Genomic DNA, 12,433 nt, shown 5'->3' on the forward strand with positions numbered 1-12,433 from the left:
ACCGGGCGCGGCGCCGGGCGGCACGAACACCTCCACCCAGATCGCGCGGCTCTCACCGCCGCGGACGTCGAAGGGGAAGGCGTTCCGCTTCTCGCCGGCGATCTCGTCCACGTCGGGGACGAGCGCGTCGGGGAAGCGTCCCGTGGCGCCGTCGGGCGCGGAGGGCCGCGTCAGGTTGATGAGGGCCTCGCGGTAGAGCCGCACGTCCGGGATGACGGCACCGCCAGGTCCCGACAGCGCGGACGCGCTCGCGCGCACGTTCCTGGCCGAGCCGGTGACGACCACCTGGAAGGCCTCGAACTCGTTCCGGGCGGCGGCGATCCGCGCGACCGACGTCGCGCGCGCGGGCTCTCCCGGGCGGATCTTCTCCGTCGCATCGGCGACCCAGATCTTCGAGCCCGGCGCGGCCAGGGACGCAGCCGGGAGCAGGGCGAGGGCGAGCAGCGCGCTCGACGCCAGGGCGCGCGGGTGACTCCGGTGACTCGTCATGGGACCTCTCCAGCGGGCGAGTCGCCGTTCACCCGACCCGCTACCCCTCGCTCGCCCGTCCCATCGGCATCGCACGGGCAGGGCGCGCGAAGCCTCCCCCGTTCGCCGCCCTCCTGCCTGGACGGCCGCGCCGCGGACGCGCGCGCGAGCCCGATGAGAAATTTCAGCTGCCGGCGGTTGACGCCTGGATCCCGGCCGCTCGCCACGCGTGGCGGAGATCGATGGCTCGCCCGGCCGCCCGTCATGCGGGCGAGCGAGCAGCCGGTCGAGCCGCCGCGGCGACTTGGGGCCGGTACGCGATCGGCCGCCCGTGGAGGAAGCTAGCTCACGCTCTCCGCGCTGTAGCGCGCGATGAGCCCGGTCCGGACCGCGTGGCGGTGGACGCGGACGAAGATCCAGCTCGCGAGCAGGATGTAGAGGACCGCGAGGCCTCCGCCCCAGGCGAGCGACGCGCCCGAGAAGGCGCGGCCCCCGACGATCGCCCGCATCGCCTCGAACACGTACGACGGCGGCAGCGCGCGCCCGACCGCGCGCATCCAGGGCGGGAGCGTCGCGAGCGGGTAGAACACCCCCGCGAACGGCGAGAGCACGGCGGGGATGGGCCAGACGAACCACTCCGCGGCCGGGCCGAGCCGGAGGACGAGCGCCGCGCCCGTGATGCCGAGCGCGATCCCGAACAGGAACAGCACGAGCAGGAACGGGACGAGCAGGACGCCGTAGCCGAGGAGAGACAGCCCGAACACGCCCGTCGCGATGACGAGCATGACGGCGAGACCGAGCGCGCTCGTCGCGACGCTCGCGAGCACGAGCCCGGAGACGTACTCCGCGATCGAGATCGGCGTCGCGAAGACGTTGAGGAAGTTGCGCGACCAGACGTCCTCGAAGAACGCCATCGTCACGCCCTGCATGACGCGCGCGAGGAAGTCCCACAGGAGGACCGCCCCGAGCAACGTCGGGACGAAGCTCCCCCCCGGCGCCGCGACGCTGTCGAGCCAGCGCGTGATGAAGCCCCACAGGACGACGTCCACCGCCACCCACGCGAAGAGCGGCACGATCCGCGAGAAGCTCCCGCGGACCAGGTACCACTGCCTGAGGACGATGGCGAAGACGCGCCCGGGCCGCACGCTCTAGGCCCCCTCGAGCGCGAGCGGCTCGCGCGCCACGGTGATGAAGAGCTCCTCGAGCGTCCCCTTCCCGTGCTCCCCCGGCAACGTCCGCGGGTCGCCCTCGAGCAGGATCCGCCCGCGCGAGAGGAAGAGGACCCGGTCGCAGACCTCCTCGACCTCGTACATGTTGTGCGACGTCCAGAGCACGCCCCCGGTGCCCGCCGCCGCGCACGCCCGGATCTTGCCGCGCACGTCGCGCGCGGTGGCCGGGTCGAGCGAGGCGGTCGGCTCGTCGAGCAGGAGGAGCTGCGGGTCGTTGAGCATGGCCTTCGCCAGCGCGACCCGCGTCTGCTCCCCGGACGAGAGCACGCCGCACCTCCTGTCCCGGAAGCGCCGCAGGTCGAGCTGCTCGAGGAGCGCATCGATCCGGCCGGAGAGCCGCTTCACGCCGTAGAGCAGCCCGAACACGCGGAGGTTCTGGGCGACGGTGAGGTTGCCGGGGAGCGGGGCGTAGACCGCGGCGAAGTTGGTCCGCTCGACGGCGCGCGACCGCTCGGCGGCGAGATCCACGCCCTCGATCCGGATCGTCCCGGCGCTCGGCTCGAGGACGCCGAGCAGCATGTTGATGGTGGTCGTCTTCCCAGCCCCGTTCGGCCCGAGCAGCCCCACGATCTCGTTGCGGCCGACCTCGAACGACACCCCGTCCACCGCGACGGTCTCGCCGTAGCGCTTCTCGAGCCCGCTCACCGAGAGGACCCGCGCGCCTTCGCCGGCGGTCGCGGTGCGGGGCGCGGCGCTCACTTCCCGAAGACTCCCTGCATGTACTTCAGCATGACGTCCCAGGACTTGCGGTCCGCCTTCGCGTCGTAGGCGAGCGCGGGCATGCCCGCCTTGTCGGCGTCGGGGTTCGTGAAGCCGTGCTTCGCGCCCGGGTAGGTGATGACGCGCGCCTTCACGCCGGCCGCCTTCATCTCCTTCTCGAGCGCCATGACCTGCTCCCGCGGCACCATCGGATCGGCAGCGCCGGTCTGCACCAGGATCTCGCGCGGCACGAAGGTGCCCTTCTTCGCTGGCTCCCCCGACCGCGCCAGGCTGCCGTGGAAGGTGGCGAGCGCCTTCAGGTCCTCGCCCGCCCGCGCCATGTCGAGCGCCACCCCGCCGCCGAAGCAGTAGCCGATGACCCCGATCCGCTCCGGGTCCACCTGCGGCTGCGCCTTCAGCTCCGCGAGCGCGGCGTCGAAGCGGGCCTTCTTCACCGCGGGGTCCTTCGTGGCCTCCGCCACGAACGCCTTCGCGTCCTCCGGGTGCGTCGTCGACTTGCCCTCGCCGAACATGTCGAGCGCGAACCCGACGTAGCCCGCCTTCGCGAGCTTCGTCGCCGCGTTCCGCGCGTGCTGGTTCTGTCCCCACCACTCGTGCACCACGAGGATCCCCGGCCGCTTCCCCTTCGCCGCGTCGTCGTACGCGAGGAAGCCCTTCAGCACCGTGTCGCCCTGCTTGTACTCGACCTCCTGCGTCTTCACCTCGGCGCGCGCCGCGCCGGCCATCGTGAGCGCCGCGGCCGCGATCATCACCGTCGTTCGGGTCATGCCCACCTCCCGTGTGGTGCCCGGATCTGCGCGCCGCGAGCGGCCGGCGCACGTCCGGATGGCGGACGTACCCGACAGGCGCGCCGCGGGCGGGCGCGCGCAGGCGCGCGACCTCCATGGGAGGGACAGCGACTCAGAGGAACACGTCGCGCCGCGCCCCGACCGACCCGGGGTTCATCCGCGCGTGCACCTCGAGCAGCGTCTCGACCGCTCTCCTCCCCGCGTCGCCGACGTCCACGGAGAAGTCGTTCACGTACAGGTCGATGTGCTGGCGCATCACCGCCTCGTCCATCTCCTGCGCGTGCCGCTTCACGTACTCGGTCACGAGCGGGCGCCGCGCGAGCGCGTGCAGGGCGCTCGCGCGGACGAGGCGCTCGAGCTCGCGGAGCACCTCGGGCGCGAGCGTCCTCCGCGCGACGATGCCGCCGAGCGGGATGGGCGCCCCCGTCTCGCGCTCCCAGTGCTCGCCGAGATCGAGCAGCTTCACGAGCCCCTTGGCCGCGTAGGTGAAGCGCCCCTCGTGGATGATGACGCCCGCGTCCACCTCGCCGCCGAGGACGGCGTCCTCGATCTCGGAGAACACCCGGAACTGCTTGTGCGCGGCGCCGGGGAAGGCGAGCGAGAACAGGAGATGGGCGGTGGTGTCTCGGCCGGGCACCGCGACGCGCATCGTCTCCGGCCGGAACGCGCCGACGCCTGGCCGCGCGACGAGCAGCGGCCCCACGCCGCGTCCGAGCGCGCCGCCCGAGCGAAGGAGCGCGTAGTCCTTCGCGATCGCCGGCACGACCCCGTAGCTCACCTTGCTCACGTCGAGCCGGCCCGCCATCGCCCACTCGTTCAGCGTCTGCACGTCCTCGTGGACGACCTCGAGGCGGAGCTCCCCCGCGTCGATCCCGCCGTTCACGAGCGCGTCGAAGATGAAGGTGTCGTTGGGACAGGGCGAGATGCCGAGCGTGAGTCTCATCGTGTGCCGGTCGATCGGGTGGGGCCGCGAGGGCGCGGCGCGCGCATCATATACGCGGGCGCGGCGTGGTGCGCCGGGAGACGAGGGCGCCGCGCGCCCGGCCGGACGGGCGCCCCGTCAGCGAAGCCCGACGGTGTAGGCGATCCCGAGCGACGGCGCGATCTTCGTCCAGGTGAGCTCGGGGACGTTGGAGATCTCCTTCCGCCCGGCGACGCCGAGCCGGAGGGACCAGCGGTCGGCGAGATCGAGCTCGAGCGTCGCCCCGAGCGCGAGCGCCGTGTCCGCGCGCACGGCGCGCAGCCCGGGATCGAGCGCGTCGTACGTACGCCACGAGCAGCTCGCGTCGAGGCCCGCCCGCGCGCGCGGCCCGAGCTCGAGCCGCAGCCCCGCGCGCGGCCCCTGCTCGAAGGAGGCGAGCGCGGGATCGATCGCGCCGTCCCGCACGCCTCGCCAGGCGAGGGTCGCGGTCCCGCGGCCGCCGAGGAGGACCGTGAGATCGACCTCGCCGAGCTGGCGCAAGCCGCCGTACGGCGCGGAGACCTCGGTGTGGAACGACTCCCAGCGGGCGAGGTAGGTCGCGCCCAGCGTGGCCTCCGCGGAGAGCGGGACGCGCGCCGCGCCGAGCGCGCGGGGGGCGGAGAGGTACGGCGCGCCGCCCAGATCCTGGCGATCGTAGCCCACCTCCGCGAGGAGGTAGCGGGCGCCCCTCCCCGCCTGCCACCCCGCGGCCGCGCCGCCGCCGCGCAGGTCGAGCGCGTCGTAGCGGACCTGGTCGCGGAGCTGCGCGGTCGCGCGCAGGAACGGGCCGCTCTCGCCGAGCGGCGACCAGCGCCCCACGGCGGTGATCCCGGTGTCGCCGTCGCTCGTGCCGCTCCCGGCGCGGCTCGCGTCGGGCGCGAGATCGACGTTCGAGTCCCAGCCCGACTCGGCGAAGATCGACAGGCCGAGGCGCCCGCCCCGCCGCGCGAGGCGCGCGAGCCCGAGCGCGGTCGCGCCGAGCTCCGGGTCGGTGCTCGCCCGCTCGAGCAGCCGCGCCGCGTCGTCGGCGCGGCCGGCGCGCCGCGCCACGAGGCCGCGGTAGAACTCTGCCGCCTCCCGGTGCTCGGCGGTGCGCTCCGCGAGGGCGAGCGCCTCGTCGGCGCGCGCGTCCTCCCCGAGCTCGTACAGGCAGATCCCCTCGAGCAGCGCCGCGGCCTCGTCCCCGTCGCCGCGCGCCTCCGCGAACGCAGCGACCGCGGCGCGCCGATCCCCCGCGCGCATGAGCCTGAGGCCACGCTCGAACGGCCCCTCCGGCGCCGCCGTCGCCACGCCGTAGCGGTCCGCGCGCCGCTCGCCGAGCGCGCGCGCCTCCTCGCAGTACGCGCGCGCCGAGGACGCCCGGCCGCGGCGGGCCTGCTCCTCGCAGCGCGCGAGGTACCAGGCGATCGCGTCGCGCGGGGGCTCACCCGCGAGCACGGCCGCGAGCTCGCCGCGCAGGCGCGTCGCCTGCTCCCGGAGGGGCGGACCCGCGCGCGCCTCCACGCTGGCGAGCAGCCGGTCCGCGCGCGCATAGAGGCGGGCGCCGTAACACGCGAGCGCGTGGTAGTAGTCGAGGAGCGCGTCGCCGCCGGGGCCCTCGCCCCGCGACTCGAACGCCTCCAGCGCCTCGCCCGGGCGGCCGAGCTTCACGAGCGCGGCGCCCGCGTATCCTCGCGCAGCCTCCGAGCCCAGCCGCTCCGCGGTTCGGAACTCGACGAGGGCCTCCTCGTACCGGGACTCGCGAAAGAGCCGGGGGGCGGCGCGGGCGGGGGGGGGGGCGCCCGGGCCCCCGCGCGGGGGGGAGGGCCCGCGGCGCCGGGGGGGGCGGGGGGGGCGCGGGGGCGGGCCGCCCCCCGGCCCCCCGCTCGCGAGCGAGAGCCCGAGGAGGGCGACCGCGACGGCGGGGGCGAGCATCGGGGCTACCGGCGCCCGGTGGTGACGGACGGCGTGGGCTGGCTCCGCATCGTGCGTGCGGTCTCGGCGCGGGTCTGGCCCGCGGCGGCGTGCGCGTCCGAGTTCGCGGCGCCCGCGGCGCTCGCCGCGGCGGCGTGCGCGGCGCCGTTCGCCGCCTGGGCGCGCGCGTCGCGGGCGGAGTCCTGCGCCTGGGCGTGGGCGGCGCGCTGCGCGTCGCCCTGCTTGCCGAAGGCGATGTTCTCGTGGACGTAGGTGGCCCGGTCCGAGGCCTGGCTCGGAAGCGTGGGCGGCTTCGCCGGCGTCTCCGCCTTGTCGGCGAGGGCGCCGTCCGCGGCGTCCTTCGTATCGACGTCGTCGGCGATGGCGGTCCGAGCGAAGAGGAACCCCGCGAGGGCAGCGGTGATGACGAACGTGCGCTTCATGCTTGTCTCTCCTTTGGCCGCACCGAGCGGCCGGCCGTGGGGAGAGCAACCGATGTGCCGCGCGGATCCTCGCGGGATCACGAGCCCTCCACGGATGCGCCCGTACGCCGCGGTACACGTGTTCGTACCGGTCCGTACGGATCCCGGGGCCCGTGCGGGGCGACTGACCCGAGCGGTGAGCACCTTGCACGAGTGCCCCGTGCCCGCGTCCGCGTCGCCTCCCTGCTGCTCCTGCTCCTCGCCCATCCGGGGGCGGCCGTCGAGGTGCGGTCGGCGCCCGGTGCGCTGCACGGCTTCCCCTCGATGTCGGATGCGCGCGGCACCGTCATCGCCGACGGCGAGCTCTCCCAGGAGCGCCGGGGCGATCGGCTCGTGGTGCGCGCCCGATGGGTGTTCCGCGACGGGCGCCGGGCCGAGGAGACCGACACGTTCCGCACCGGGACGGAGCTCGTGCAGGAGCGCTTCGCCTGGGTCGAGACGCTGCGGGGCGAGGAGCAGCGCCGCTTCGAGGTGGACTTCGGCGGCGGAGCGGCGCGCTCGAGCGTCCGGCGGGGCGGCCGGGTGGAGCGGGAGGAGGAGAAGCTCGACCTCCCGCCCGGCCGCTCGTTCGCCGGCTACGGCGCCGCGCTCGCCGTGAGCCAGCTCCCGCTCGAGCCGGGCGACGAGGCCGAGCTCTCGTTCGTCGCGTTCACGCCGCGGCCCCGCGTGGTGACCCTCGCGGTGCGCCACGAAGCCGAGGAGGACGTTCGGGCGGCGGGGCGGCGGATCGCGTGCGACCGCTTCACGCTCCACCCGAAGCTCCCCCTCCCCGTCCGCCCCTTCGTGCACGCGCCCGACGCGCACCTCTGGTTCACGCGAAGTGCCCCGCGAGCGCTCGTCCGTGCCGAGCAGGAGCTCGTGGCGAAGGACGATCCGCGCGTCGTCATCGACGTGATCCCGCGCGGAGCCGTCCAGGCGCGCTCGACCGGCCGCCGCGCGCCGGACCCGCGCTGACGGCGTCGCGACCCGGCGGAGCCGGGACGCCGCGGACCCCCGGAACGCGCCTGCCCGGGCGCGCGGCGTGGTCTAGGATCCAGACGGCGGGCGGCCGCGTGGCGGGCGGGGCCGCGCCGGTCGGGGGTACGAGGATGGGTAACGACCTCGTCGGCAAGGCGAAGCGCGTTCGCGTCTACACGAACGAGGACGACCGCGTCGGTCGGAGCCCCGCGGCGCACGCCGTCCTCGAGTACCTGCGCCGGGAGAGCGCGCAGGGGGCGACGCTCCTCCGCGCGTCCAGCGGGTTCGGCGCCGGGGGCGAGCTCCACTCCGCCGGCCTCGTCGACGTGGCGCCTCACCTCCCCGTCATCGTCGAGTGGATCGACCGGCCCGAGGTGGTCGAGCGGCTCCTGCCGCGGGTGAAGGAGCTCGTGCCGCACGGCCTCATCACCGTGGACGACACCGAGATCGTGCTGCACGCGCCGCACCCGGTCCGCGACCTTCCGGCGACGATGACCGCCGCCGACGTGATGTCGCGCGACGTGGTCTCGGCGACGAGCGACACGCCGATCCGGGAGGTCGTGGAGGCGTTGCTCGGGAAGCCGTACCGCGCCGTCCCGGTGGTGGACGACGGAGTTCCGGTCGGGATCGTCACGGGCTCCGATCTCGTCCGCAAAGGTGGCCTCGGCGTGCGGCTCGACCTGGTCGCGATCCTCGAGCGGCCGGAGCTCCAGGCGTTCCTGGAGCGGCTCTCCCGCTCGAACCTCGTCGCCTCCGACGTCATGACGCGGCCGCCGGTGACCGTCGAGGCCGGGACCCCGCTGCCGGACGTGGCCGCCCGGATGGCGCGCCTGCGCCTGAAGCGACTGCCGGTCGTGAGCGACCACGGCAAGCTCGTCGGCATCGTGGCCCGCGTCGATCTGCTCCGGGCCGCGGCCCGCGGCTTCGCGGCCGCCGCGCCGCATGAGCGCGCGCTCGGCCTCGCGCGGGACACGCCGCTCGGGCGCGTGATGCGGCGCGACTTCCCGCTCGTGCGGCCGGAGACGCCGCTCGCGGAGGTCTTCCAGGCCGTCGTCGCGACGCGGCTCAACCGGGCGCTGGTGGTGGACGCCGAGCACCGCGTGGTGGGGCTCGTCACCGACGCGGAGCTGCTCGAGCGGATCACCCCCGCGCTCCGGCCGGGCGCGCTGCGCTCGCTCATGAGCCGGCTCCCGTTCGCGCACCGGGGGCCGGAGGAGGAGGCGGTGGAGCGCCACGCGCGCGCGCGCACCGCGGCGGACCTCATGTCGAGTGACGTCGCGATCGCCCGCGAGGACGCGCCCGTCGCCGAGGCGATCGGGCTCATGCTGGCCGGAAACCAGAAGGTCCTCGCCGTCACCGACGCGAGCGGGCGCCTCGTCGGCATGGTGGACCGCTCGGACCTCCTGCACGGGCTCATCCCGGGATAGCGCGGCAGCCCGGGGCGCCAGCGGCGCCGAGGGGGCGCGCGGAGCTTGCGCACGGGTGGCCGGGTGAGATATCCGCCCGTCCGGGGGCGCGAGGGACGGCCTCGCCCCGCGCCGAGGAGATAGGGACGCATGGGACGCATCTTCGAGACTCGCAAGGCCACGATGTTCGCCCGCTGGAACCGGATGGCGAAGGTCTTCACCCGGATCAGCAAGGACATCGCAATCGCGGTGAAGGCGAGCGGGCCGAACCCGGACCACAACGCGGCGCTCCGGCGCGCGCTGCAGAACGCGCGCGGCGCCAACATGCCGAAGGACAAGGTCGAGGCCGCCATCAAGCGGGCGAGCGGCCAGGACCAGCAGGCGTACGAGGTCGTCCTCTACGAGGGCTACGCGCCCCACGGCGTCGCCGTGATGGTGGAGACCGCCACCGACAACGTGGTGCGGACGGTGGCGAACGTCCGCATGCACTTCAAGAACAACGGCGGCAACCTCGGCACGACCGGCAGCGTGGCGTTCCAGTTCCGCAGGATGGGCGTGTTCCGCCTCGCGCCCGAGGGGCTCGACCTCGACGCGCTCGAGCTCGACCTCATCGACCACGGCCTCGAGGAGATGGGCGAGGGGACCGGCGAGAAGGGCGAGAAGCAGGTCGTCATCCGCAGCGCGTTCGAGAACTTCGGCCAGCTCCAGGCGGCCATCGAGGAGCGGAAGCTCCCGCTCCTCTCCGCCGAGTCGGAGTACGTCGCGCAGACCCCCGTCGAGCTCCCCGAGGACCAGGCGAAGGAGGTCCTCGAGCTCGTGGACGCACTGGAGCAGGACGAGGACGTCCAGCGCGTCTTCCACAACCTGGCCTGAGGTACCGCGGCGCGAGCGAAGCGGACGTCGGGCGAGCCATCGCCGGCGCCGGCTGTCACGCACCGTGAATACCGCCCGCTCTCCACCGAGCTCCATCCACGCGCGGGCGTGAGAGCCGCACGTGTTCGCTCGCACGGCCGCGAGCCCATTCCGACTCCAGGGGCGGAGCCCGTCGACGCCCCGGCGTTCGCCTGCTCCGCCGCCTCCGACGCACGGCGCGCACGCGCCGACTCCGTCGGTCTCCGCTGCGCGCCGCTTGACGCCCGTCCGCAGCGTGCGCATATAACCACGAGGTTAATTAACCGACTGGTTTGGTCATGACGCCGACCGATCGCCTGAGCGCAACCTTCGCGGCCCTCGCCGACCCGACTCGCAGGGCGATCCTGGCCCGACTCCGGACGGGCGAATGCACCGTCGGCGAGCTCGCCGAGCCCTTCGACATGAGCATGCCCGCCGTGTCCAAGCACCTGCGCGTGCTCGAGCAGGCCGGCCTCATCGCGCGGCGGCGCGAGGCGCAGTGGCGGCACTGCCGCATCGAGGCAGGCCCGTTGAAGGACGTGGCCGACTGGGCCGAGCGCTACCGGCACATCTGGGAAGCGCGGCTGGATCGGCTGGACTCCTACCTCGCCGAGCTCAACACGAAGGAGGAGAGGAGCCATGGTCGGAAGCCACGCAGCAAATAGCGACACCTTCGTCGTCACGACGCCGTCGCACGACGAGATCCGGATGACGCGCCTGTTCGACGCGCCGAGGCGCCTCGTCTTCGAGGCGATGACGAGACCCGAGCACGTCACGCAGTGGTGGGGCCGCCTCGGCGAGGGCTACTCGGTGCCGGTGTGCGAGATCGACCTGCGCGTGGGGGGTGCGTGGCGCTTCGTGAACCGGCACCCGGAGGGAGAGGCCGCCTTCCACGGCGAGTACCGGGAGATCACGCCCCCGAGCCGGCTCGTGTTCACCGAGATCTTCGAGGACTTCCCGGACGTCGTCTCGGTGGTGACGACGGAGCTCACCGAGGAGGACGGCAAGACGCGGCTCACCGCGACCGTGCGCTACCCGTCGCCGGAGGTGCGCGACATGGTCCTCGGGTCCGGGATGGCCGCGGGCGCGGGTGTCAGCTACGACCGCCTCGAGGAGCTCGTCGGGAGGCTGCAGCAGCGGTGAGCGCCGCGCGGGCTCCGCGCTAACGCGGCGCGCGCTCGGGGATGATCCAGAGGAACACCCGCGCGCGGCCGACGACGGCGGTGCGCTGGGGCTCCCAGTCGCCCATGTCGTGCGCGTGGGAGACGACCCGCGTGCCCGGCCGGAGCTCCCGGAGGAGCTTCGGCCGGAGCCGCAGGTTCACCTCGGGCCACAGGTACAGCATCACGACCGTGGCCGGCCCGAGGTCGGTCTCGAAGAGATCGCCCTCGCGGAGCTCGACCTTCTCCTCGACGCCCGCGGCGCGCGCGTTGGCCCGCGCCTCGCGGATGCGCTGGGGGTCGAGGTCCACGCCGACCGCGCGGGCGCCGCGCTTCGCCGCGGCGATCACGATCCGCCCATCGCCGCAGCCGAGGTCGTAGACCACGTCCCCCGGGCGGACGTCGGCGAGCGTGAGCATCCGCTCGACCACCTCGGGGGCGCTCGGCTCGTAGGGGACGTCCAGCTTCGGCGCGGGCGCGGCGCTGCCCCGTCCCGGCGCGGCGAGGGCAGTCCCGTCCGAGCCAGGCGCGGTGAAGGCGAGGAGCGCGAGCCACAGGAGCGCGCGCGCGACGTACCTCCACCGCGGAGCGCCCCGCCCCCCGGCCGACGACCGCACGGCCCCTTCGCCCGCCATGACCACCCCCGCGCCTCGCCTGCCGGCGCGAAGATGCGCCTCGGCCTCGCGCGGCGCATCCCGCAGGAGAGGCGTCGTCCCGGCCGCGGGCCGCCTAACGTGTCGCCGGCGCGGCCGTCACCGCCGGGCCGGGCGGCTCGACGACGCCGCGGCGCGCGCGGATCTCGCGCACGACCTCGGCGTCCACGGAGCGATCGAGGAGCCGGCGCATGGCGGGGAAGATGATCTTCTCCTCGCGCTCGAGGTGCGCGACGAAGTGCCGCTCGAGCTCCGCCGTGGCGGCGCCGACGACGGGCGCCAGCGCCGCGAGGCGGCCGGGCTCGCGCGTGAGCTCCTCGCAGGCACCGACGAGGATCGCGAGCGGCGCCTCGTGCTCGGCGTGCTCCCGGGTCATGGTCTCGAGCTCCGCGTCCACGGACGGATCGCGCCCGCGCAGGCGCGGCAGGATCGAGCGCTCCTCGTCCTGCGCGTGGAGCGGCAGCGCCTGCGTGAAGTAGCGGCGCACGCGCGCGGCGGCCTCCGGCACCGCGGAAGCGTCGGCCGCGCCCGCCTCGGAGATCCGGCGCGCGAGCGCGAGGAAGGAGCGGATGCGCTCGTGGCACTCGAGCAGGAGATCCACCGCGTCTCCCGGCGCCGCGGTCCCTCCGATGCGGGTCAGCATGTGCTCGCCTCCTCGTCCGCCTGGGGACGGTGCGCGCGGCGACGTACCGCGCTCGTCGCGCATCCTTGCGAAGCTCCTGCCATACGCAGGATCCCGCAGGTTCCGCGTGATCCTGCCGGGGCGAGGCTCGCCCCGCACCGGGATTTCGGTGAGCGCGGCATCAAGCGTGGGTGGCACGATCT

The 12,433-nt window shown here is 74.6% G+C and carries 14 protein-coding genes and 1 pseudogene; 6 read left to right on the top strand and 9 right to left on the bottom strand.

The window, feature by feature from the left end; genetic code table 11:
- Nucleotides 1–33: 33 nt before the first annotated feature.
- Nucleotides 34–285: pseudogene (locus tag MNY62_RS25665) on the bottom strand (DUF4091 domain-containing protein); the annotation flags it as partial.
- Between MNY62_RS25665 and MNY62_RS01410 the strand changes: the two are divergent.
- Nucleotides 212–472 carry a hypothetical protein gene (locus MNY62_RS01410; protein WP_242342302.1) on the top strand — a complete coding sequence of 87 codons (261 nt, stop codon included), beginning with the start codon at nucleotides 212–214 and terminating at the stop codon, nucleotides 470–472. The pseudogene MNY62_RS25665 and the gene MNY62_RS01410 sit on opposite strands and share 74 nt — an antisense overlap.
- 337 nt (nucleotides 473–809) lie before the next feature.
- On the opposite strand, the gene MNY62_RS01415 is transcribed toward MNY62_RS01410, so the two are convergent.
- The 6 genes from MNY62_RS01415 to MNY62_RS01440 all read right to left on the bottom strand — a co-directional run bounded on the left by MNY62_RS01415 (nucleotide 810) and on the right by MNY62_RS01440 (nucleotide 6,502).
- Entirely contained in the window at nucleotides 810–1,613 is an 804-nt protein-coding gene (locus tag MNY62_RS01415) for an ABC transporter permease (protein WP_242342303.1), read from the bottom strand.
- A gap of 3 nt (nucleotides 1,614–1,616) precedes the next feature.
- Complete coding sequence (locus MNY62_RS01420; RefSeq protein ID WP_242342304.1) at nucleotides 1,617–2,396, bottom strand: ABC transporter ATP-binding protein; 780 nt, start codon at nucleotides 2,394–2,396, stop codon at nucleotides 1,617–1,619.
- Nucleotides 2,393–3,184, bottom strand: a complete 792-nt coding sequence (locus tag MNY62_RS01425; RefSeq protein ID WP_242342305.1) for a dienelactone hydrolase family protein — start codon at nucleotides 3,182–3,184, stop codon at nucleotides 2,393–2,395. Before MNY62_RS01425 ends, MNY62_RS01420 begins: the two co-directional genes overlap by 4 nt.
- A gap of 133 nt (nucleotides 3,185–3,317) precedes the next feature.
- A complete protein-coding gene (locus MNY62_RS01430; RefSeq protein ID WP_242342306.1) occupies nucleotides 3,318–4,148 on the bottom strand; it encodes a 1,4-dihydroxy-6-naphthoate synthase in 831 nt (276 codons plus the stop codon).
- A gap of 117 nt (nucleotides 4,149–4,265) precedes the next feature.
- A complete protein-coding gene (locus tag MNY62_RS01435; RefSeq protein ID WP_242342307.1) occupies nucleotides 4,266–5,816 on the bottom strand; it encodes a hypothetical protein in 1,551 nt (516 codons plus the stop codon).
- 269 nt (nucleotides 5,817–6,085) lie between these two features.
- Nucleotides 6,086–6,502 carry a hypothetical protein gene (locus MNY62_RS01440; protein WP_242342308.1) on the bottom strand — a complete coding sequence of 139 codons (417 nt, stop codon included), beginning with the start codon at nucleotides 6,500–6,502 and terminating at the stop codon, nucleotides 6,086–6,088.
- 192 nt (nucleotides 6,503–6,694) lie between these two features.
- Here MNY62_RS01440 and MNY62_RS01445 point away from each other — a divergent pair, with 192 nt between their 5' ends.
- From MNY62_RS01445 to MNY62_RS01465, 5 genes are all read left to right on the top strand, one after another.
- Nucleotides 6,695–7,495, top strand: a complete 801-nt coding sequence (locus MNY62_RS01445) for a DUF3108 domain-containing protein (RefSeq protein WP_242342309.1) — start codon at nucleotides 6,695–6,697, stop codon at nucleotides 7,493–7,495.
- A 134-nt stretch (nucleotides 7,496–7,629) separates the two neighbouring features.
- Complete coding sequence (locus MNY62_RS01450; protein ID WP_242342310.1) at nucleotides 7,630–8,925, top strand: DUF190 domain-containing protein; 1,296 nt, start codon at nucleotides 7,630–7,632, stop codon at nucleotides 8,923–8,925.
- Nucleotides 8,926–9,054: 129 nt separating this feature from the next.
- Nucleotides 9,055–9,777 carry a YebC/PmpR family DNA-binding transcriptional regulator gene (locus tag MNY62_RS01455; protein ID WP_242342311.1) on the top strand — a complete coding sequence of 241 codons (723 nt, stop codon included), beginning with the start codon at nucleotides 9,055–9,057 and terminating at the stop codon, nucleotides 9,775–9,777.
- Nucleotides 9,778–10,094: 317 nt separating this feature from the next.
- Nucleotides 10,095–10,460 carry an ArsR/SmtB family transcription factor gene (locus MNY62_RS01460; protein WP_242342312.1) on the top strand — a complete coding sequence of 122 codons (366 nt, stop codon included), beginning with the start codon at nucleotides 10,095–10,097 and terminating at the stop codon, nucleotides 10,458–10,460.
- Complete coding sequence (locus MNY62_RS01465) at nucleotides 10,435–10,938, top strand: SRPBCC family protein (RefSeq protein ID WP_242342313.1); 504 nt, start codon at nucleotides 10,435–10,437, stop codon at nucleotides 10,936–10,938. The genes MNY62_RS01460 and MNY62_RS01465 overlap by 26 nt, the downstream gene beginning before the upstream one ends.
- A gap of 19 nt (nucleotides 10,939–10,957) precedes the next feature.
- On the opposite strand, the gene MNY62_RS01470 is transcribed toward MNY62_RS01465, so the two are convergent.
- Nucleotides 10,958–11,590 (bottom strand): SAM-dependent methyltransferase, encoded by a 633-nt coding sequence (locus MNY62_RS01470; protein WP_242342314.1) that lies wholly within the window; start codon nucleotides 11,588–11,590, stop codon nucleotides 10,958–10,960.
- Between the two features lie 94 nt (nucleotides 11,591–11,684).
- Nucleotides 11,685–12,251 carry a hemerythrin domain-containing protein gene (locus tag MNY62_RS01475; RefSeq protein WP_242342315.1) on the bottom strand — a complete coding sequence of 189 codons (567 nt, stop codon included), beginning with the start codon at nucleotides 12,249–12,251 and terminating at the stop codon, nucleotides 11,685–11,687.
- Nucleotides 12,252–12,433 lie beyond the last annotated feature (182 nt).

The sequence above is a fragment of the Anaeromyxobacter terrae genome (genome assembly GCF_022690685.1).
GTDB lineage: Bacteria > Myxococcota > Myxococcia > Myxococcales > Anaeromyxobacteraceae > Anaeromyxobacter > Anaeromyxobacter terrae.